The sequence below is a fragment of the Mesorhizobium sp. LHD-90 genome (genome assembly GCF_030929505.1).
Lineage (GTDB): Bacteria > Pseudomonadota > Alphaproteobacteria > Rhizobiales > Rhizobiaceae > Kumtagia.
This window is the reverse complement of record NZ_JAVFVV010000002.1, coordinates 33,252-52,967: the sequence shown is the minus strand read 5'-3', so window position 1 is coordinate 52,967 and position 19,716 is coordinate 33,252. Positions and strand designations below refer to the sequence as shown.

The 19,716-nt window shown below is 64.3% G+C and carries 20 protein-coding genes; 4 read left to right on the top strand and 16 right to left on the bottom strand.

Annotated elements, in window-relative coordinates:
- The first annotated feature begins 77 nt into the window (after positions 1-77).
- Together RB623_RS02415 and rimO are read left to right on the top strand one after the other, a co-directional pair.
- Entirely contained in the window at positions 78-524 is a 447-nt protein-coding gene (locus tag RB623_RS02415; RefSeq protein WP_308055159.1) for an Lrp/AsnC ligand binding domain-containing protein, read from the top strand.
- A gap of 170 nt (positions 525-694) precedes the next feature.
- A complete protein-coding gene (gene rimO, locus RB623_RS02410; protein WP_308055158.1) occupies positions 695-2,014 on the top strand; it encodes a 30S ribosomal protein S12 methylthiotransferase RimO in 1,320 nt (439 codons plus the stop codon).
- A 12-nt stretch (positions 2,015-2,026) separates the two neighbouring features.
- Here the strand turns inward: rimO and RB623_RS02405 are convergent, their stop codons facing one another.
- The 13 genes from RB623_RS02405 to RB623_RS02345 form a co-directional block, all read right to left on the bottom strand.
- The gene (locus tag RB623_RS02405) at positions 2,027-2,659 is read right to left on the bottom strand and encodes a glutathione S-transferase (RefSeq protein ID WP_308055157.1); all 633 of its coding nucleotides are present in this window, start codon (positions 2,657-2,659) and stop codon (positions 2,027-2,029) included.
- Between the two features lie 147 nt (positions 2,660-2,806).
- The gene (locus tag RB623_RS02400) at positions 2,807-3,811 is read right to left on the bottom strand and encodes a substrate-binding domain-containing protein (RefSeq protein WP_308055156.1); all 1,005 of its coding nucleotides are present in this window, start codon (positions 3,809-3,811) and stop codon (positions 2,807-2,809) included.
- Between the two features lie 55 nt (positions 3,812-3,866).
- Positions 3,867-4,964 carry an ABC transporter permease gene (locus RB623_RS02395; RefSeq protein ID WP_308055474.1) on the bottom strand — a complete coding sequence of 366 codons (1,098 nt, stop codon included), beginning with the start codon at positions 4,962-4,964 and terminating at the stop codon, positions 3,867-3,869.
- Between the two features lie 19 nt (positions 4,965-4,983).
- Complete coding sequence (locus RB623_RS02390) at positions 4,984-5,724, bottom strand: ATP-binding cassette domain-containing protein (RefSeq protein ID WP_308055155.1); 741 nt, start codon at positions 5,722-5,724, stop codon at positions 4,984-4,986.
- 363 nt (positions 5,725-6,087) lie between these two features.
- Entirely contained in the window at positions 6,088-6,309 is a 222-nt protein-coding gene (locus RB623_RS02385) for a hypothetical protein (RefSeq protein ID WP_308055154.1), read from the bottom strand.
- A gap of 215 nt (positions 6,310-6,524) precedes the next feature.
- On the bottom strand, positions 6,525-7,601 hold the full coding sequence (locus RB623_RS02380; protein WP_308055153.1) for a BMP family ABC transporter substrate-binding protein: 1,077 nt from the start codon (positions 7,599-7,601) through the stop codon (positions 6,525-6,527).
- Between the two features lie 53 nt (positions 7,602-7,654).
- A complete protein-coding gene (locus RB623_RS02375) occupies positions 7,655-8,575 on the bottom strand; it encodes an ABC transporter permease (protein ID WP_308055152.1) in 921 nt (306 codons plus the stop codon).
- Between the two features lies 1 nt (position 8,576).
- Positions 8,577-9,665, bottom strand: a complete 1,089-nt coding sequence (locus tag RB623_RS02370) for an ABC transporter permease (RefSeq protein WP_308055473.1) — start codon at positions 9,663-9,665, stop codon at positions 8,577-8,579.
- A complete protein-coding gene (locus RB623_RS02365) occupies positions 9,665-11,245 on the bottom strand; it encodes an ABC transporter ATP-binding protein (protein ID WP_308055151.1) in 1,581 nt (526 codons plus the stop codon). The genes RB623_RS02370 and RB623_RS02365 overlap by 1 nt, the downstream gene beginning before the upstream one ends.
- A gap of 109 nt (positions 11,246-11,354) precedes the next feature.
- Positions 11,355-12,332 (bottom strand): quinone oxidoreductase, encoded by a 978-nt coding sequence (locus tag RB623_RS02360; protein WP_308055150.1) that lies wholly within the window; start codon positions 12,330-12,332, stop codon positions 11,355-11,357.
- 103 nt (positions 12,333-12,435) lie between these two features.
- Positions 12,436-13,230, bottom strand: coding sequence for a phosphatidylcholine synthase (gene pcsA, locus RB623_RS02355; protein WP_374121623.1), 795 nt, complete (start codon positions 13,228-13,230; stop codon positions 12,436-12,438).
- Positions 13,227-13,841 (bottom strand): DUF1326 domain-containing protein, encoded by a 615-nt coding sequence (locus tag RB623_RS02350; protein ID WP_308055148.1) that lies wholly within the window; start codon positions 13,839-13,841, stop codon positions 13,227-13,229. The genes pcsA and RB623_RS02350 overlap by 4 nt, the downstream gene beginning before the upstream one ends.
- A gap of 17 nt (positions 13,842-13,858) precedes the next feature.
- The gene (locus RB623_RS02345; protein WP_308055147.1) at positions 13,859-14,752 is read right to left on the bottom strand and encodes a DUF2182 domain-containing protein; all 894 of its coding nucleotides are present in this window, start codon (positions 14,750-14,752) and stop codon (positions 13,859-13,861) included.
- Positions 14,753-14,837: 85 nt separating this feature from the next.
- Between RB623_RS02345 and RB623_RS02340 the strand changes: the two genes are divergently transcribed.
- Complete coding sequence (locus RB623_RS02340; protein ID WP_308055146.1) at positions 14,838-16,091, top strand: UbiH/UbiF family hydroxylase; 1,254 nt, start codon at positions 14,838-14,840, stop codon at positions 16,089-16,091.
- Here the strand turns inward: RB623_RS02340 and RB623_RS02335 are convergent.
- The gene (locus RB623_RS02335; RefSeq protein WP_308055145.1) at positions 16,023-16,991 is read right to left on the bottom strand and encodes an AEC family transporter; all 969 of its coding nucleotides are present in this window, start codon (positions 16,989-16,991) and stop codon (positions 16,023-16,025) included. The genes RB623_RS02340 and RB623_RS02335 overlap by 69 nt on opposite strands.
- 119 nt (positions 16,992-17,110) lie before the next feature.
- Here RB623_RS02335 and hspQ point away from each other — a divergent pair, with 119 nt between their 5' ends.
- Positions 17,111-17,434, top strand: a complete 324-nt coding sequence (gene hspQ, locus RB623_RS02330; RefSeq protein WP_308055472.1) for a heat shock protein HspQ — start codon at positions 17,111-17,113, stop codon at positions 17,432-17,434.
- A 129-nt stretch (positions 17,435-17,563) separates the two neighbouring features.
- Here hspQ and RB623_RS02325 read toward each other — a convergent pair whose 3' ends face one another.
- Together RB623_RS02325 and ldtR are read right to left on the bottom strand one after the other, a co-directional pair.
- Positions 17,564-18,826, bottom strand: a complete 1,263-nt coding sequence (locus tag RB623_RS02325; RefSeq protein ID WP_308055144.1) for a L,D-transpeptidase family protein — start codon at positions 18,824-18,826, stop codon at positions 17,564-17,566.
- Positions 18,827-19,139: 313 nt separating this feature from the next.
- Positions 19,140-19,655: a transcriptional regulator LdtR gene (gene ldtR, locus RB623_RS02320; protein ID WP_308055143.1), complete on the bottom strand. Its 516-nt coding sequence runs from the start codon at positions 19,653-19,655 to the stop codon at positions 19,140-19,142.
- Between the last annotated feature and the right edge of the window lie 61 nt (positions 19,656-19,716).

Here is a 19,716-nt window from a genome sequence, read left to right as displayed (position 1 = left end):
AATCTCTGGCGTTTTCAGATCGAACGAACTATGTTGTTGCCTAGTAACGAAGCAATCGAACCGGAATATCGTACTCCATGGATCAATTGGACCGCATCGACCGAAACATCCTGGCGGCGCTGTCGCGCGATGCCCGGCTTTCCTCCAGCGAACTGGCGGCGGCGGTCGGGTTGTCGAAAACGCCGGTTCAGGCGCGGGTGCGACGGCTGGAGAAGGACGGATTCATCCGTGGCTATTCGGCCGTCATCGACCGCGAGCGCATGGGCGAAGGCCACGTCGCCTTCGTGCAGGTGAAACTGTCGGACACGCGCTCGCTGGCGCTGGCGGAGTTCAATCGCGCCGTGCAGGCCGTGCCGGAGATCGAGCAGTGCCACATGATGGCGGCGAGCTTCGACTATCTCTTGAAGGTGCGCACCCGCGACATCGCCGCCTACCGCCGCGTGCTGGGCGAGCGCATATCGGCGCTGCCGCATGTGGCGCAGACCTCGACTTTCGTGGCCATGGAGACGGTGAAGGACCGGTGATCCGCTCCTGCCGGCCGTAAGCGGGACGCCGGGTCGCGGTTTTCCTGCGCGCGGAACTGTGTTATTGCGCCGCGCAATTGGAGCGCCGCGGGCGCCCGCACGTTAAATCAACGCATCGTGGCAAGGCCGGACCCATCATGGTTCCGGCTTTCGCCGTTGAAAGACCCGACATGTCCGCAACTGCTCCTCGCGTCAGCTTCGTCAGCCTCGGCTGCCCCAAAGCGCTGGTCGATTCCGAGCGCATCCTGACGCGCCTGCGCGCCGAAGGTTACGAGATCGCCCGCAAGCATGACGGCGCCGACCTCGTCGTCGTCAACACCTGCGGCTTCCTGGATTCGGCCCGCGATGAATCGCTCAGCGCCATCGGCACCGCCATGAAGGAGAACGGCAAGGTCATCGTCACCGGCTGCATGGGCGCCACGCCCGAGCTGATCCGCGAGAAACACCCCAACGTGCTCGCCATCACCGGGCCGCAGGCCTATGAGAGCGTCATGGCCGCCGTGCATGAGGCCGCCCCGCCGCAGCACGATCCGTTGGTCGACCTGCTGCCGCCGCAGGGCATCAAGCTGACGCCGCGCCACTACGCCTATCTGAAGATTTCGGAAGGCTGCAACAACCGCTGCACCTTTTGCATCATCCCGGCGCTGCGCGGCGATCTCGTCTCTCGGCCCGCCGGCGACGTTTTGCGCGAGGCCGAAAAACTGGCCAAGGCCGGCGTCAAGGAGATCATGGTGATCTCGCAGGACACCAGCGCCTACGGCGTCGACATCAAATACGAGGCGAGCCGTTTCCAGGACCGCGAGGTACGGGCGAAGTTCCAAGACCTCGCGAAAGAGCTCGGCGAACTCGGCATGTGGGTGCGGCTCCACTATGTCTACCCCTACCCGCACGTCGCCGACGTCATCCCGCTGATGGCGGAAGGAAAAATCCTTCCTTATCTCGACATCCCCTTCCAACACGCCTCGCCGGCAGTGCTGAAGAACATGCGCCGCCCGGCCCATGGCGAAAAGACGCTGGAACGCATCCGCGGCTGGCGCGAAGTCTGCCCGGACCTCGCCGTTCGCTCCACCTTCATCGTCGGCTTCCCCGGCGAGACGGAGGAGGATTTCGAGATGCTGCTCGACTGGCTGGACGAAGCAAAAATCGACCGTGCCGGATGCTTCAAATACGAGCCGGTGAGCGGCGCGCGCTCCAACGATCTAGGACTCGCCGAGGTGCCGCAGGAGGTGAAGGAGAGCCGCTGGCACCGCTTCATGCAGCGCCAGCAGAAGGTCTCCGCTGCACAATTGACAAAGAAAGTCGGCAAGCGGCTGCCCGTCATCATCGACGAAGCGAATGGCGGCGCCGGAAAAGGCCGGACCAGATATGACGCGCCTGAGATCGACGGTTCGGTGCATGTCTCGTCGCGCCGCCCGCTGCGCGCCGGCGACATCGTCACGGTCAAGATCGACCGCGCCGACGCCTACGACCTTTACGGCCAGGCGGTCTGAGGCCAGCCAGCCTCAAACCTTGCCCGCCCACGCCGGCACGGTCTTTGCCAGTGCATAGTCCTTGGCCTGGGCGCGCTTCCAGGCGGGACGGTCGCCGATCCGCTGCAGATAGGCCCGAAAAGCCGGTCTTTCCGGCAGCTTCTTCAATTGATCCATCGTGTAGCCGATGCCGGACGCCAACTGGATGTCGGCCGCAGTAAAGCGGTCGCCGGCGGCGAATGGGTTTTCCGTCAGCTTGCGCTCGACATAGGCCACCATGTCGTCGAACAGGCCGAAGGAGTAGTCGTTGCCCACATAGGTCAGGCCATGCGCGTGGGCCGAGATGCACGGGTCGAAGACAGCATCGCAATAGACCAGCGCCGTCAGATATGGCCCGCGCATCGGATCGCCGATCGCCGGCGCAAGACCCGCCTGCGGAAAGGCATCGGCCAGATAGGTGGTGATCGCGGCCCGCTCAGTGATGACGACGCCGTCATGCTCGATCGCCGGCACCTTCTTGTTCGGCTGGATCTTCCGGTAGGCCTCCGGCACGCCGCCCTCGGCGCGGATGTCGATGTGGACGAGCTCGTAGTCGACCCCGAGTTCCTCCAGCAACCAGAGCACGCCCGAGCCGCGCGACCACGGCGCATGATAGAATTTCAGCATATCGTTCGTCCTCCGCATCGTTTGACGGAGGGTCTCTAGCATAGACCTCCTGACACCCGACTGTCAGGATGTGACGGTGGCAAACCCGTCCCGGAAAAACGGGGCGGGCGAGAAAAATCCCGCCCGCCCCGCAAAACCGTCAGGATGTCACTTGGCGATGCAGGTATCTGCCGTTTCCGGCGTGCAGACGTCGAGGCCGGTGTATGTCGGATCGGCCGGAGCCGCCTTGCCGTCCTTGATGTCCTTCAGCGCGAACATGGTCTTGTAGCCCATTTCGAACGGCCGCTGTCCGACCTGGCCGAGCGAAAGTCCTTCCTTCATCTGGTCCATCTGCACCGGCAGCGTGTCGGCGACGACCAGCGCCAGTTCCTTCTTGGCGATCTTGTCCTTGAACGGCGTCACCGCGGCGCGGTTGGCGTCGGGCACGAACTGCGGGAAGCCGCCCGTCGGCACGAAGGCGTCGAGGTTCGGCATCTTTGCCATGAAGTCCTGGAACTGCTGCACCGAGATCGGGAAGTCGTCGTTCGTGTAGAGCGGGCAGCCATCGGCTTCCGTCCAGCCGTTCTGGCCGGTCAGCGCATCGCCGGGCGAAGCCGCCGATTCCTTGCCGGCCAGCGTGTCGCGGATGCCCTTCATGCGCTCGTTGTGGTTGGCCGCCGCCGCGCCGCCCGACTGGATGCAGATGGTGCCACCCTTCGGCTTGATGGTCTGCACGATCTTGGCGAGGTTGACGCCGATCTCGTAATTATGCGTGCCGACATAAGCCAGCCGCAGGTCCTTGTTCTCCGGCAGCACGTCGGAGTCCCAGGTCAGTACCGGGATGCCGGCTTCCTTGGCGGCTTGCAGCGCCACCGCCATCGCCGCCGCGTTCGACGGCGCAACGGCTATGCCGTCGACCTTCTTGGCGACCAGATCCTGCACGATCTGCACCTGCTCCTCGCCGCCGCCGTGCTCGCCGGGGCCGATATACATGCATTCGAAGGCGCCGTTGGCTTCAGCTTCGGCCTTTTTGCAGCCATCGCGCGCCTGGTCGAAGAACGGGTTGTTCATGTTCTTCGGCACCAGCGCGAAGGTGAACTTGTCCTGCGCGTAGCTCTGGCCAGCCATCAGCGCCGAGAACGCCACGGCGGCCGTCAGAATGTATCTTTTCACGAGTTCCTCCACATTGTTTTTGACGTCCACTTCCCCGGCGGTTTTGCCGCCGGATCTATTTGCCCGTCCGGGTGAACATGCCCTCCAGCAGGGACTTCAACGACCTGCCGGAGGTCTGCATGCCCAGCAGAACGGCCAGGATGATGAAGGCGCCGACGAATGCGCCCTGCCAGTTCGAATCGATGCCCGCCATAAGCAGCGCGTTGCGGATGACTTCGAGGAACGCCGCGCCGATCACCGCGCCGAAGGCCGTGCCGTAGCCGCCCATAAGATTCGCGCCACCGATCACGGTGCCGGCGATAACGCGCAGCTCGTAACCCGTGCCCATGGCATTGATCGCCGAGCCGCTGTAGCCGAGCAGCAACAGCGAGGCGATCGAGGCGGTGAAGGCGGAAAACACATAGGCCTGGAATTTGATCCGGTCGACCGGCACGCCAGTCATGCGCGCGGCGTTTTCGTTGCCACCGATGGCGAAGAGATGCCTGGCCCAGGCGGTGAAGATGAAGACGAAGCCGAGCGCCAGCGCCATGACCACCATCACCCAGAAATGCGAGGAGAATTCCGGCATCCAGGACGGCGCCCAGCCGGCCGGCTGCCGTAGCGGCCATTTCGCCTGGCCGATCGCCTTGACTATCGGCGCGTCCGGACCGAACTGGTAGAGCATCTGGTTGCCCGACAGCACCACGGCCAGCGAGCGCGCGATCGACAGCATGCCGAGCGTCACCACGAACGACGGCATGCCGACATAGGCGACGAAAAATCCGTTGAAGGCGCCGCAGGCCAACCCCGCCAGCAGTCCGGCGCCGAAGGCGACATACCAGGGATAGTGCCAGGTGAGCAGCAGGCCGGCGACGATCGCCACCAGCCCCATCACCGAGCCGATCGACAGGTCGATGCCGCCGGTGATCAGCACCACCGTCATGCCCAGCCCCATGATGGCGATCGGAGCGAAATTGCGGGTGATGTTGGTGACGTTTTCGACCGTGCCGAAACTCGGTTCCAGCCAGGTCATGAACACCACCAGCACCAGCAGCGCCACCGCCACCCAGAAGGCCTGGCTGGAGATCAGGGCCTGGAGGGGCGTCTGTTCCTTGACGCCGACCACGTCGGAGATCGCGGCGTGGCTTTCCTCGGGCAGGTCAGTTGCCGGCATGGCCTGGGAGACGAGCTGACTAGGCTGCACGGATCGCTCCCGTAATCAGGCCGGTGACCTCTTCCGGCGAGGTGTCGGCGGTATGCTTGTCGGCGACCTTGGAGCCGCGCCGGAGTACGACGATGCGGTCGCAGACTGCAAACACGTCCGGCATGCGATGGCTGATCAGCATCACCGAGACGCCGCGCGACTTCAGTCGACGGATGAGTTCCAGCACCTCGGCCACCTGGCGAACCGAGATCGCCGCGGTCGGCTCGTCCATCAGCACCAGCTTGGCGTTGGAAAGCCGCGTGCGGGCGATCGCCACGGCCTGCCGCTGCCCGCCCGACATTTTTTTCACCAGGTCGCGCGGCCGCGTTTCGGATTTGAGTTCCGCGAAAAGCTGGCCCGCGCGCTCGATCATCGTCTTCTTGTCGAGGATGCGGAAAGGCCAAAAGCCCTTCTTGACCTCGCGTCCCAGAAACACGTTCTGCGCGGCGGTCAAGTTGTCGGCGAGCGCCAGGTCCTGGTAGACGACCTCGATCCCCTCCGAACGCGCCTCGATCGGCCGGTGGAAATGGCAGATCTTACCGTCGACGGCGATCTCGCCCTCGCTCGGCGGGAAATTGCCGGCAACCAGCTTGACCATGGTGGATTTGCCGGCACCGTTGTCGCCCATGAGGCCGACAACCTCGCCGGGCTCGACCGAAAAGCTCACGTCGGTCAGCGCCTTGATGGCGCCGAAGCTTTTCGAGATGCTGCGAACATCCAGCAACGCCACGCGTTCCTCCCCTGTGGTCCCGGCTCTGACGGCCTCTTTTCCCACATTGATAGAATAGCTATTGCATTCTTCCCTAGGGATGCAACAGGTATTTCACGTCCAGATGTACCGTGCGCTGCTGTCCTTTGTCAGGCCGGGGCGCTGAAACGCGCTTCTGACGAAGACCGCCACGGCTTTGCCGACATTGCTCATTCGATCGGCGTCGAGACCGCTTTCCGTCCCCGCCCATCAAGCGTTCGCTGCACTGGTCGGACCAGATGAACAGCTAGCAGAGAAATTTCGCTCCGTCACCCTTTCTGTGGCAACGCCACATGGATTGTACCGCCGCCGCGCGCATCAACGATCCAGAGCCATAGGGCTTCCTCACTTTTGGAGATACGGGACGATCTTCAGCCCATGATACGCCGGGTTGGCGGCCAGATAATCTTTTGCCGCGAACAGCAGGTCGCCGAGTGCGTCACGGTCATAGGCAGGGTCATCCTTCGAGAGAGCAAGATCCGTTTCGATGACGTAGATCGGCTTCGCAGACCCCGGAACTGCTCTGTACGCCGGACGGATGGCCCGGACGTGAATATGCTCAAGCATGGTCTTTCTCCCCGAACACCTGGAAGACATGTACGGTGGACGGACGGCAATCATAGCTTTGGACGGTTTTGGACATCACGGCACTCCTCGTCTGGCATCCCCCCCTAGCAGGGGGCTCCTGACAGCCCATTGTCAGGAGCCGGCAGCAGCCGGGCCAAAAGAAAAAGGGCGCCGCAACGACGCCCTTTCCAAGCCGGAAGAATGCGGCTTCAAGCCTATTGCGGCAGCTTGTCGTCGACGCCCTTCACATAAAAATTCAGGCCGAGCAGCACGCCGTTGTCCGCCACTTCGCCGGCCTTCAGCCACTCGGTGCCGTCCTGCTTGGTGATCGGGCCGGTGTAGGGATTGAACGCGCCCGACTTGATCTTGGCTTCGGTCTCCTCGGCCGCCTTCTTCACGTCGTCCGGCATGTTGGCATAGGGCGCCATGACGACATGGCCTTCCTTCATGCCGCCCCACACGTCCTGCTGCTTCCAGGTGCCGTCGATCACAGCCTTGATGCGCTCGACGTAGTACGGGCCCCAATTGTCGACGATGGAGGTGAGTTGCGTCTCCTTGCCGAAATTGATCATGTCGGAGGCCTGGCCGAAGGCCTTGATGCCGCGCTCGGCCGCCACCTGCATCGGCGCGGTCGAATCGGTGTGCTGGGTGATGATGTCAGCGCCCTGGTCGATCAGCGCCTTGGCGGCGTCGGCCTCCTTGCCCGGATCGAACCAGGTGTTGGCCCACACCACCTTGAGCTTGAAGTCGGGATTGACCGACTGCGCGCCCAGCATGAAGGCGTTGATGCCGAGCACCACCTCGGGAATCGGGAAGGAGGCGATATAGCCGGCGACGCCGGCCTTCGACATCTTCGCTGCGATGACGCCCTGCACGTAGCGGCCCTCGTGGAACTTCGAGTTGTAGGTCGCGACGTTGGGGTGCTCGCGCTTGTAGCCGGTCGCGTGCTCGAACTTCACGTCGGCGAACTTGCCGGCGACCTTGTTGGTGGCATCCATGTAGCCGAAGGAGGTGGTGAAGATGATGTTGCAGCCGGAGCGCGCGAAACGCTCCAGTGCACGTTCGGCGTCCGCACCTTCCGGAACGCTTTCGAGATAGGCCAGTTCGACCTGCTCCTCGCCGCCGAGTTCCTTCTGCGCCTCGAGCGCGCCCTGATGATGCTGATAGGACCAGCCGAAATCGCCGATCGGGCCGACATAGATGAAGCAGGCCTTGACCTTGGCCTCGGCCGCGACCGTGCCAAGCGCCACGGCGGCCGCCGCGGCGGCCAGTGACAGGAGTGTTTTTCTCATTTGATGTTGTCCTCTAGAGGTTGAAACGCAGGGCTTTCCCGTTTGTTTTCGTTTCAGCGGTCTGGCACGAACGGCCGCCCTAGCGAGGCCGGTGTGTTTATCATGGTCAGGCGCCTGTTTCGGGAGATTAGAACAAGAACGGCGATCGTCGCCAGATAGGGAAGCGACGAAAGCAGTTGCGAGGGCACACCTATCCCCAGGGCCTGCGCGTGGAGCTGGCCTATGCTGACAGCGCCGAACAGATAGGCGCCTGCCAGCACCCGCCACGGCCGCCACGATGCGAACACCACAAGCGCCAGCGCGATCCAGCCGCGCCCGGCGGTCATGTTCTCCACCCATTGCGGCGTGTAGACCAGCGACAGGTAGGCGCCCGCCACGCCCGCGCAGGCGCCGCCGAACATGACCGCCAGATAGCGGATGCCGATGACGTTGATGCCCAGCGCATGCGCCGAGCCGTGATTGTCGCCGACCGAGCGCAAGGTCAGCCCGGCGCGGGTCCTGAACAGAAACCAGGCGACCCCGCCGGTGAGGATGACGGACAGGTAGAAGATCGGATCCTGGCCGAACACCAGTTTGCCGACCACGGGCAGGTCGGAAAGGTAGGGGATGTCGAGATTGCCGAGCTTGATGCCTGGCATGCCGACGAAACGCTCGCCGAGCATGCCGGAAAAGCCGAGGCCGAGCAGCGTCAGCGCCAGGCCGGTGGCCACCTGGTTGGTTGCCAGCGACAGCGTCAGCACCGCAAACAGCAACGAAAACAGCGCGCCGACGACAAGCGCGGCGAGAAATCCGAGCCAGGGCGAGCCGGTCGCCAGCGCGGCGCCGAAACCGGTCACCGCCCCCATGATCATCATGCCCTCGACGCCGAGATTGAGCACGCCGGAGCGCTCGACCACCAGTTCGCCAACGCCGGCGATCAGCAGCGGCGTCGCGGCCGTCGCGATGGTGAGCAGGATCGCCTCGAACATACCCATGTCAGGCCTCCGCGGGTTTGGCCAGCGGCGTGCCGACCAACCGGATCTTGTAGTGGATGAGGGTGTCGCAGCCGAGCACGAAGAAGAGCAGCATGCCCTGGAAGGCGCGCACCACCTTGTCGGACAAGCCGACCGAGATCGATGCCGCCTCGCCGCCCAGATAGGTGAGCGCCAGGATCAGCCCGGCGGCGACGATGCCGAGCGGGTTGAGGCGGCCGAGAAAGGCGACGATGATGGCGGTGAAGCCATAGCCGATCGACAGTTTCTCGTTGAGATGGCCGATCGCGCCCGAAACTTCCGAGATGCCGGCCAGTCCGGCGAGCGCGCCCGACACCAAGAAGGCGAAGAAGACCATGCGTGGGGCGGAGAAGCCGGCGAAGCGCCCTGCCCGCGGGCTCTGGCCGAGCACCTTGACCTCGAAGCCCCTGAGCATCTTCGACAGCATGAACCAGACGGCCACCGCCGCCACCAGCGCGAAGACGAAACCCCAGTTGGCGCGGCCAGCGGCCGGCCAGATCTCGGGCAGGATGGCATATTCGTGGAACGGCGCGGTGCCTGGAAAGCTCATGCCCTGCGGATTGCGCCAGATGCCGCGCACCAGCCAGTCGTTGAAGAGTTGCGCCACATAGACCAGCATCAGGCTGGTCAGGATCTCATTGGTGTTGAAGCGCACCTTCAGGAAGGCGGGAATCGCCGCATAGGCAGCACCGCCGGCCATCCCCATCAGCAACATCAGCGGCAGCACGATCCAGGACTGGAACTGCGGGAACAGCACCGGCAGGATCGAGCCGGCGACCGCGCCGATGATGAACTGGCCCTCGGCGCCGATGTTCCAGTTGTTGGAGAGGTAGCAGACCGACAGGCCGACGGCGATGAGGATGAGCGGCGCGGCCTTGATCGCCAGTTCGTGCAGCGACCACATCTCGCGCAGCGGGTCGATGAAATAATAGTAGAAGGTCTCAAGCGGGTTTTTGCCGAGCAGCGAGAACATGATGGCGCCAGCGACAAGCGTGAGGCCGAGCGCGATGAAGGGCGACAAGGCCGAAAACAGGGCCGAGTGCTGCGGCCGCTTGACCAGTTCGACGCGCATCATGCGGTCTCCATCGCATGGCCGGTGGCCGCGGCATGGCCGGGCTCGGCGCCGCCCATCAACAGGCCGATCTTCTCGAACGTCGCCTCGGCTATCGGCAGCGGCTTCGACAGCTCGCCGTCGTGCATGACTGCGATGGCGTCGGAAATCTCGAACAATTCGTCGAGGTCCTGGCTGATCACCAGCACGGCCGAGCCGGAACGCGCCAGTTCAATCAGCGCCTGACGGATTTTTGCCGCAGCACCCGCGTCGACGCCCCAGGTCGGCTGGTTGACCACCATGACCGCCGGCTTGCGGTCGAGCTCGCGGCCGATGATGAACTTCTGCAGATTGCCGCCCGACAGCGCCGCGGCTTCAGGGTCGCGGGCGCTTTTGCGCACGTCCATCGTCTGCACGATGCGCTGCGCGGCCGTATCCACCGCGCCCATCCTGACCACGCCGCCGGCGCCGACGAACGCCTTGCGGTCGGTGGCGTAGCGCGACAGCAGCAGGTTCTCCGACAGACGCATGCGCGGCGCGGCGCCGTGGCCGAGCCGCTCCTCGGGCACGAAGGCGGCACCGAGCAGCCTGCGGCCCGAAATGTTCAGGCGGCCGGCATCCTTGCCGCGGATGCGCACCGTTCCGGCGTCGGCCTGCATCACCTCTCCCGACACCGCCTCGAAGAACTCGCCCTGGCCGTTGCCCGCGACGCCGGCGATGCCGATCACCTCGCCGGCGCGCACATTCAAGCTGATGCCGCGCAGCGGGATCGAGAACGGCGTGGCGGGCGGGCGTGACAGGTTCCTGACCTCCAGCAGCGCCGGCGCCTTGTCGATGCCGGCCACGGGCTGGCGCACCACCGCCTGCACTTCGTTACCGACCATCATGCGCGCCAGAGACGAGGCCGTCTCCTTGCGCGGGTCGCAGTGCCCGACCACCTTGCCGTGCCGCAGCACGGTGGCGGCGTCGCACATGCGCTTCACTTCTTCCAGGCGATGCGAGATGTAGAGGATCGACTTGCCCTCTGCCCGCAGCCGGTCGAGCGTCTCGAACAGCTTGTCGGCCTCCTGCGGCGTCAACACCGAGGTCGGCTCATCGAGGATGATCAGCCGTGGCGTCTGCAGCAGGCAGCGGATGATCTCGATGCGCTGGCGCTCGCCGACCGACAGATCGCCGACCAGCGCGAACGGATCCAGCGGCAGGCCGTAGGAATGCGACAGCGCCTGCGCCTTGGCGGCGATCGTGGAGATCGGCGCGTCGCTGTCGAGAGAGAGCGCGATATTCTCCGCCGCAGTCAGGGCGTCGAACAGCGAAAAATGCTGGAAAACCATACCGATGCCGAGTTTTCTTGCGGCGCTCGGACTGCCGATGCGCACTGGCTGCCCCTGCCAGCGGATTTCGCCGGCATTGGGCTCAAGCGAGCCGAACAGCATCTTGACCAGCGTCGACTTGCCGGCGCCGTTCTCGCCGAGCAGCGAATGGATCTCGCCCCGGCGCACCGTCAGGTCGACATTGTCGCACGCTTTCAGCGCGCCAAAGATCTTCGTGAGCCCGCGCACCTCAAGCAGAAGCGCGGCATCCCCGCCGTTTTGAGCACTCACGGTGCCTCCCGGTCTGTTAACCAGCCATGTTCTTTGTTCCCGACCGTATCGTAGGCTTGCGGGACCGGGAACGCAAAGATTTACGCCCTTTGAAACTGCTTCAAGAAAATCAGGGGATAAGAACTGTCGTGCCGGTCGTTCTACGAGCTTCGAGATCGGCATGGGCGCGGCCGGCGTCGGCAAGCTTGTGGCGCTGGTTGACGACGATTTTAACCGTTCCGTCGGCAATCACGCCGAACAGCGCGGCTGCCGCGGCCTCCAGTTCCTCGCGTTTGGCAATATAAGTGAAGAGCGTCGGCCTTGTCGCGTAGAGCGAGCCTTTCTGCGAGAGCAAGCTCATGGCGAAGGGCGGGATCGGGCCGGAGGACTGGCCGAAGCTGACGAACATGCCGCGCGGCTTGAGGCAGTCGAGCGAACCCGGAAACGTGTCCTTGCCGACCGAATCGTAGACGACGTCGCAGAGCTTTCCGCCGGTGATGTCCTTCACCGCGGCGACAAAGTCGCTGTCGCGGTAGTCGATCACGTGGTCATAGCCGTGCTTCTTGGCCAGCGCCACCTTGTCGGCGGAGCCTGCCGTGCCGATGACGGTCGCGCCGAGATGTTTCGCCCACTGTCCGGCGATCAGGCCGACGCCGCCGGCTGCCGCATGGAACAAGATCGTATCGCCCCGCTTCACGGCAAAGGTGCGGCGCAGAAGGTATTCCGCCGTGAGGCCCTTCAGCATGGCGGCCGCCGCCTCGTCGTCGCTGACGCCGTCCGGCACGCGCACCAGACGATCGGCGGCGATCACGCGCTCCTCGGCATAGGCGCCGAGCGGCGTGGTGTAGGCGACCCGGTCGCCCGGTTTCAACCAATCGACTCCCTCACCGACTTCCTTGACGGTGCCCGCCGCCTCGCCGCCGGGTGTCAACGGCAGGCCGTTCGGCGCCGGGTAGAGCCCGGTGCGGAAATAGACGTCGATAAAATTCAGTCCGATCGCGGTCTGGCGCACGAGCACCTGGCCCGGCCCCGGCTTGCCCGGGTCAGCCTCCTCGTAGGTCAGGACTTCGGGGCCGCCATGGGCATGGATGCGGACTGCTTTGGACATGGGGACTCCAGGGTAAGTGCCGGGGGCAGTTCACATTCTTGCCCCGGAAAGGCATTGCCATATCAAGGTAGCGGCGAGAGGAAAAATGTAAACCGCCCTGGCGCTATCCCTTCTTCGCGCCGAGCGCGGGAAAGAACTGCATGACGATGCCGATGCAGAACAGGTAGATGCCGGTTACCGAAATGCCGACCTTGGTGAAAAGGCTGACATGCTCGGTCAGCAGGCCGATCCTGTTGTACCAGGCGGCAAGCGCGGCCTCCAGAAGCGCCAGCGCGCCGAAGGCGCACCACAACAGCGTCATGCCGAGATTGATCGGCCTGAGCCGCACCACGCGCACCGGATGGAGAAAATAAACCGGCACGAAGGTCATGACACCGGCGATCACCACCACGGCGAAGGAGGTCCATGGGCCGGGTTCGACGACAAAGAGCGTGAACACGATCATGTTCCAGACTACGGGGAATCCCTTGAAGAAGTTCTCCTTCGTCTTCATGCCGGTGTCGGCGTAGTAGATCGCGCTCGACACCACGATGATCGCCGCCGACAGGAACGACAGCCCCTCGCCCATCAGGCCCCGCTGATAGAGCGCGAAGGCCGGGATCAGCACGTAAGTGACATAATCGATGATGTTGTCGAGCAGCTCGCCCGACCACGTCGGCAGGATTTCCTTGACCTCCAGCTTGCGGGCGATTGGCCCGTCTATGCCGTCGACGAACAACGCCAGCCCCAACCACCAGAACATCGCCGTCCAGCGCTCCTCGCTGGCGGCCACCAACGACAGGAACGCCAGGAACGAACCCGAGGCGGTGAGCAAGTGGACCGAAAAGGCGCGCGCCTGCGGCCAGGTCACCTTCTTTTTCGGCTTGGGGATGCGTGCGGAAAGCGGCTTGCCGGTCACGGTCCGTGCCAATCCAGCTTGCAGATCTCGGCCGAGCGGCCGGCGAAGTTCCAGTTGCGGCCGAAGGCGCGCATGCGGCTCTTCTCGGCCTTGGCCACGATGATCTCGGGCGCGATCCAGTATTCGGAATTGGTTATGACCGTATCCTTGCCGCGCTCCTTGCCGGGGACCGGCGTCACGGCGCCGTCGATGATTTTCGGGATCTGGAAGATGCGGGTACGGTCCTGCTTCTCATAGGTGATCGGCGCCTGTTCGATGCCGAGGAATTTGCCGACGAGGATCGACAGCAGCGATGTGGTGCCGCCCGCCTTTCCTGAAAAGATCTTCGCGAAGGCTTTCTGGGCATAGATCGAGGCGCGCTTGTCGACAAACAGGCCGGCGGTCCAGTTGCCGCGGCTCATATAGCCAGGGATTTCCATGATCAGGCCGAGATTGAGGCCGGAAAGATCGACCTCGCCGTAATGGCCAGCGTCGACGCGGAAACCCGCCCAGGTCTGGCAATAACCTTCCGTCGGCGGATGCGACCCGAGCGACAGCACGCAGGGGCAGAAAACGGTGCAATTGCAGGAAAGGACCAGCTCTCCCTTCATTGCCCAGCTCGGCTCGGCCATCTCTCTCCCCTGCACTCTCAAGCGGCAGTAAACAGCAGCGCGCCGGCCCATACAAGCAGGATCGTTCCGGCCAGCCCTCCGACCAGCCGCCCCGGCATCTGCTTTTCCACAACAGCGACGAGGGCGAGCAGCACCATCCAGAAGATGTTCATGACACCGACGCAAAACATCACCAGCATCAGCGCCCAACAGCAGCCAAAGCACCACAGCCCTTCGTCGACGCCGAGCCGGAAGATCGCGGCCGGCCGCGTGCTCCAGCGCGAAAACAGGATCGGAAACGGCATGCGGCATTTTTTCAGGCAGGCCTCTTTCAGGGCGCTGAACTGGTAGAGGCCGGCGATGCCAAGCAGCACCGCCGCCACGAACGGCGATGCCACGGCGAACGGCTCGGCCGAAAACAGGGCGCGAAACGCAAGATCGAGCGCGGCAAAGCCGATGGAGGCCGCGAGCCACACCGACAGGTAGCCAGCGACCAGCACCAGCGGGTGAACAGCCGTCTCGCCCTTGCCGGCGGCCGTATCGGCGATCTCGCAGTAGGTCTTGATCATCGGCGCGGCGGAAGGCAGCATCATCGCCACCGCCATCAGGAACCACATGGCCGTGGCGACCATGAATTGCGCCGGACCCGATCCGGGGGCGACGGCCGGCGTCAGGCAGAGCGCGACAAAACTGTCGAGGAATGAAAGCATCGATCCAGGTGCAACGTGCCTGAGCAGCCCGTCGCCTGCGAGGCCTGCGCCCGGCTGGCGGATTTCGGCGGCCCGCAAAGCGAGCATGGCAATTCCGCCCCAGGCCAGGATCATTGCTGCGGCGAAGGCGAGCCAAACCGCGCGTCCCGGTCTCGCAGCCAGACGGGCGGCGGCCAGCCCCGCCCGGTCGAGGTATGGAAAACCAAAGTCGTCGCTGCTCATTGGCTCATGGCTTGCGAATGCGTCGCGTTGATCCATTTTCAGGAGCACCATATACCGGGGCGACGTTGCAGCGGATAGCGGACAGATGGCGCGCGGACAAAAGAGCTTCGACGTGATCGTGGCGGGCACCGGCCCGGCGGGAATGCTGGCGGCGCTGGTGTTTTCCGATGCCGGCTTTTCCGTCGCGCTGACCGGGCCACCCGCAAACCGCACTGACGGGCGCACGACGGCGCTGATGGTCCCTGCCCTTGCGGTCCTGGATCGGGTCGGGGTGCTCAGCCGGATCGAGGACGCCGCGGCGCCGCTGAGGATCATGCGGATCGTCGACGCGACCGAGCGGCTTATCCGCAGCCCAGTGGTCACGTTCCACGCCAGCGAGATCGCGGAGCCCTGTTTCGGCCTGAACATTCCGAACCAGGTGCTGAACGGCGCGCTGGAGGCGGCTGCCGGCGCTGCCACCGGCATCGAGCGACGGCAAAGCCTTGTCGACGGCTGGGAGATCGGCGAGGACCAGGTCACGGCGCGGCTCGCCGACGGCTCGAGCATTTCGGCGAAACTCGCGGTCGCCGCGGATGGCCGCAACTCGCCGGCGCGCGCTGCCGCCGGCATCCGTGTTTCCGGCCGCCCCTATCCGCAATCGGCGCTGGTGCTCACCTTCGCCCATGCGCGCGGCCACGGCTTCACCTCGACCGAGTTCCATACCGAGGACGGGCCCTTCACGCAGGTGCCGCTGCCCGGAGACCGCTCGAGCCTGGTCTGGGTGCTGAAGCCAAGGGAGGCGGAACGGCTGGCCGCCCTGCCCGAGGACGCGCTGTCGCTCGCGGTCGAGACGCGCATGCAGTCGATGCTCGGCAGGATCACGGTCGATTCCCAGCCGCAGATATTTCCGTTGTCGGGCAGCCTGCCCTCGAGCTTCGCGAAAAACCGCGTGGCGCTGGTCGGCGAGGCGGCGCACATGTTTCCGCCGATCGGTGCGCAGGGCCTCAACCTCGGCGTCAGGGACGTCCAGCAACTCATTGAAATTGCGTCGGCCAACCGCGAAGACCCCGGCAACGCCCGGGCGCTTGCGACATACGATTCGAAGCGCCGGCCCGACATCCTGGCGCGCACCGGCGCCGTCAGCCTGCTCAACCGCTCGCTGCTCTCCGACATGCTGCCGGCGCAGATCGCCCGCAGCGCCGGCCTGAGCGCACTTGGCGCCTTCGGACCGCTGCGCGCGCTGTTCATGCGCGAGGGTTTGCGCCCCGGCAGCGGTTTTTCGTCGCTGGCCTCAACGGTTCGGGAACAGGTCCGGCGGAAGCGCCCCGGTGGTGATCAGGTAGAGCAGCACCGTCACTGAAAACACCGACAGGCAGGTGGTGACCAGCACCGCGGCCGAAGCCCGCTCTATCCACACCCCATATTGCTGGGCGATGACGAAAACGTTGGTGGCGGTCGGCAGCGAGGCGAGCAGCACCGCCGTATAGATCCAGCCGTGCGGATAATCGCCGATCCAGCTCAGCACCACGTAGCAGAGCGCCGGATGCACGGCGAGCTTCAGGACGGCGATGGGCGCGAGTTCGAACGGCATGCGCCGCAGCGGCCTCAGCGCCAGCGTCACGCCCATGGCGAACAGCGCGCAGGGCGCGGCGGCGCTGGCAAGATAGTTCAGAAGCCGTTCCACCGGCATGGGCGGGCGCAATTGCAGCGCCGCCGCCGCCACGCCGATCGCGGTCGCGATGATGAAGGGATGCAGCACGATCTTGCGGACCACGCCGGCCGCCAGCCGCAGCGGCGGCTCGCCCTTGCCGCCTGCCAGCGCCATCATCATTGGCGCCACCGCGAAATGCATGATGTTTTCGAAGCAGAAGATCAGCGCCACCGGCACGGCCGCCTCCTCGCCGAGAGCCAGCAGCGCGATGCCCGGCCCCATATAGCCTATGTTGCCGTAGGCGGCGGCGAGCCCGCGCAGCATTGATTGCGCGATGTCGCCGCGCGAGGCGATCATCGAGCCGATGAACATGATCGAAAAGACGAGATAGGTCGCCAGCACCGCGCCGAAAATGAAACCCCAGGCGGTCAGTTGCTCGATCGGCGTCTTGGCCAGCAGTTGGAAGAACAGGGCCGGCAGTGCGACATAGAGGATGAAGGTGTTCATCCAGCCCAGCGCATCCAGCGGCTGCCGCGTCAGCCGTGCGACGACGAAGCCGACAAAGATGAGCCCGAAGAACGGGATGACCAGACCGATGACGTCGTACATGACTCTCGCGCGCTTTGACGAGCGGCGCTAACCCGTTGTCCGACAAGGCGTCAAGCCGACGATTGAAATTGCCGGGCGGATGCGCCAAATATGCGTGCAGGGTGCGTGTAATGAACAATATGAAGGCGGCAAAGTTCGGCATCGGCCAGGTGGTGCGCCACCGGCATTTTCCGTTCCGAGGCGTCATTTTCGACATCGATCCGGAATTCAGCAACAGCGAGGAATGGTACCGGGCCATCCCCGCAGAGGTCCGGCCGCGCAAGGACCAGCCTTTCTACCATCTGCTGGCCGAAAACGCGGAGACCGAATACATCGCCTACGTTTCCGAGCAGAATCTCCTGGCGGACGAATCGGGAGAGCCGGTACGGCACCCGCAGGTGCGCGAGATGTTCAGGAAGAGTTCCGACGGCCGCTATCATCCGCGGGACACGCTGAAGCACTGAGGGCTGCCTACGGCCAGCGCCACCTATCGCCGGCAGCGCCGTCGTTCCGGCCGCATCGATCGCCCGGCCCTGGACATGCAAAAAGGCCGCCCTTCCGTTCCGGGCGGCCTTTGCTTTTCCTTCGAACGACTACAGCGAAGAGGTGATCTGCAGCTCGTCGACGCCGTCGCGTGCGTAGATGTCGTCGCGGAAATGCACGACGCCCTCGCCGGTCGACCAGGCGGAGATGTAGGTGAAATAGACCGGCACCGGGTTGACCACCTGGATCGGCGAATTCTCGCCGCCCTTGATCGTCTGCTCGAGGTGCTGCCGGTTCCAGCCGGGTGTGTCGCGCAAGATCCAGACCACCAGGTCGCGTACATTCTGGACGCGCACGCAGCCCGACGAATCGAAACGCATCAGCTTGTTGAACAGCCCCTGCGAAGGGGTGTCGTGCATGTAGACGTTCTCCGGGCTGGGGAAGTTGATCTTCACCGATGCCATGGCGTTGATGGCGCCCGGATCCTGGCGGAAGCGGAACTTCGCCGCGTCCTCGGTCGACCAGTCGATGGTCGAGGGATCGATCTCGCCCTCGGGGCCGAGGATGCGGATGTAGTTCTCTTCGAGATATTTCGGGTTCTTGCGCATCAGCGGGATGATGTCCTTGCGGACGATCGATTCCGGCGCATTCCAGTAGGGGTTGACGACGATCTCGTTGATCTTGGAATTCAGGATCGGCGTCTGGCGGTCGATCTTGCCGACGATCGCCGTGTGGCGGGAGACGACGCGATCGCCTTCCACAGCCTCGATCTGCGCAGCCGGGATGTTGACCATCACGTAACGGTCACCGAGGAAACCGGACATGGAACGAAGGCGCACAAGGTTGGTCTCGAGCTGGCCGAGCCGCACGGGCGCCGAAACGTTCAATGCCTTGAAGCTGTACTGGCCCATCACGCCGTCCGCGGGCAGGCCGTGGCGGGCCTGGAAGCGCTTCACAGCCGCGTCGACATAGGTGTCGAAGGACGGCGAGACGCCGGCGTTCGGCGACAGGTCTCCGGACACCATCAGGCGCTTGCGCAGCACCTCGACGTCCGGGTCCTGCACGCCGAGCTTGAGTTTCTTCTCCGCGGGAACCATCGGCCAGCCGCCGGCCGATACGATGCCCTGATACTGGCCGATCGCCGCCTCGATGTAGGACACCGTCTGCTGGCTGAAGATCGGGGTGCGCGACGTCACCTTGGCGCCGCCGGTGGCGCGGGCGTCGAACTCGTCGTCCCAGTTGCCGCGACCGGCCGATTTCAGCACGTTGCCGATCGCGTCCGCCTCCTCCGCGAAGGCACTGCCGGCAACGAGCGAAACCGCAACGGCTGCGGCACTGGTGAGAAATGTACGGCGGCTGGCGGTGGTGGACATTCCGAGCTGATTCCTGCTTTCGACCACGGACTGAAGCGGCCGGAGATTAAATCGGCCAATCTTAACAATTGACCAACCATGACGAAGCGTCACTTCAATCCTGCCGGCCGATCCGCAATTCTGCGTGATGACCGGCGCGACGTCCTGTCTTCAAGTGTCTGGAAATTTCATCGGAATATGGCGGCAACGTGACCGAGTCCTGCGATCCGGGGCCACTTCGGCTCCAGTGTTGCAACCGGAACACGGGCCGGTCCGCAACGGACCGGCCCTGCGTGGTTCGTCAACGATCGGCTGCGGGCGCTCTCGCCCGCCTTTACATGCGGTAGGCGATGGTGTCGTTCCAGAAGCGGTCGAGACGCTGCAGCGCGCGGTTCATCTGCTTGAACTCTTCGGTGTTGATGCCGCCGACCTGCTCGATCGAGCCGATATGGCGTTCGTAGAGCCCGGCGACCACCTCGGCGATTGCAGCACCCTTCGGCGTCAGGCTGACGCGGACCGAGCGGCGATCGATGCGCGACCGCTGGTGGTTGATGAAGCCGAGATCGACCAGCTTCTTGAGATTGTAGGAGACGTTGGAGCCGAGGTAGTAGCCGCGCGACCGGAGTTCGCCGGCGGTCAGTTCGGAATTGCCGATGTTGAACAGCAGCAACGCCTGGATGGCGTTGATGTCGCTGCGGCCGTTGCGGTCGAACTCGTCCTTGATCACGTCAAGCAGACGGCGGTGCAGACGCTCGACCAGTTGAAGTGATTCCATGTATAGGGAGCGGATCGCTTCACGGCGATCATCGGATACAGTCGCGGCCTTTGCCGCCGAACGCGGGTTGATCATTGTATTCGCCTCTCGTTTGTCGCCGGGTGATGTTTTGTTTTTTCTCACCTTGGTCGCGACA

Excerpts from the sequence above, each read along its gene's own strand:
- RB623_RS02415 (WP_308055159.1), top strand. The coding sequence starts at position 78 with ATGGATCAATTGGACCGCATCGACCGAAACATCCTGGCGGCGCTGTCG.
- rimO (WP_308055158.1), top strand. The coding sequence starts at position 695 with ATGTCCGCAACTGCTCCTCGCGTCAGCTTCGTCAGCCTCGGCTGCCCC.
- RB623_RS02405 (WP_308055157.1), bottom strand. The coding sequence starts at position 2,659 with ATGCTGAAATTCTATCATGCGCCGTGGTCGCGCGGCTCGGGCGTGCTC.
- RB623_RS02395 (WP_308055474.1), bottom strand. The coding sequence starts at position 4,964 with ATGCCGGCAACTGACCTGCCCGAGGAAAGCCACGCCGCGATCTCCGAC.
- RB623_RS02385 (WP_308055154.1), bottom strand. The coding sequence starts at position 6,309 with ATGCTTGAGCATATTCACGTCCGGGCCATCCGTCCGGCGTACAGAGCA.
- RB623_RS02380 (WP_308055153.1), bottom strand. The coding sequence starts at position 7,601 with ATGAGAAAAACACTCCTGTCACTGGCCGCCGCGGCGGCCGCCGTGGCG.
- RB623_RS02375 (WP_308055152.1), bottom strand. The coding sequence starts at position 8,575 with ATGGGTATGTTCGAGGCGATCCTGCTCACCATCGCGACGGCCGCGACG.
- RB623_RS02370 (WP_308055473.1), bottom strand. The coding sequence starts at position 9,665 with ATGCGCGTCGAACTGGTCAAGCGGCCGCAGCACTCGGCCCTGTTTTCG.
- RB623_RS02360 (WP_308055150.1), bottom strand. The coding sequence starts at position 12,332 with ATGTCCAAAGCAGTCCGCATCCATGCCCATGGCGGCCCCGAAGTCCTG.
- RB623_RS02350 (WP_308055148.1), bottom strand. The coding sequence starts at position 13,841 with ATGGCCGAGCCGAGCTGGGCAATGAAGGGAGAGCTGGTCCTTTCCTGC.
- RB623_RS02345 (WP_308055147.1), bottom strand. The coding sequence starts at position 14,752 with ATGAGCAGCGACGACTTTGGTTTTCCATACCTCGACCGGGCGGGGCTG.
- RB623_RS02340 (WP_308055146.1), top strand. The coding sequence starts at position 14,838 with ATGGCGCGCGGACAAAAGAGCTTCGACGTGATCGTGGCGGGCACCGGC.
- RB623_RS02335 (WP_308055145.1), bottom strand. The coding sequence starts at position 16,991 with ATGTACGACGTCATCGGTCTGGTCATCCCGTTCTTCGGGCTCATCTTT.
- hspQ (WP_308055472.1), top strand. The coding sequence starts at position 17,111 with ATGAAGGCGGCAAAGTTCGGCATCGGCCAGGTGGTGCGCCACCGGCAT.
- RB623_RS02325 (WP_308055144.1), bottom strand. The coding sequence starts at position 18,826 with ATGTCCACCACCGCCAGCCGCCGTACATTTCTCACCAGTGCCGCAGCC.
- ldtR (WP_308055143.1), bottom strand. The coding sequence starts at position 19,655 with ATGATCAACCCGCGTTCGGCGGCAAAGGCCGCGACTGTATCCGATGAT.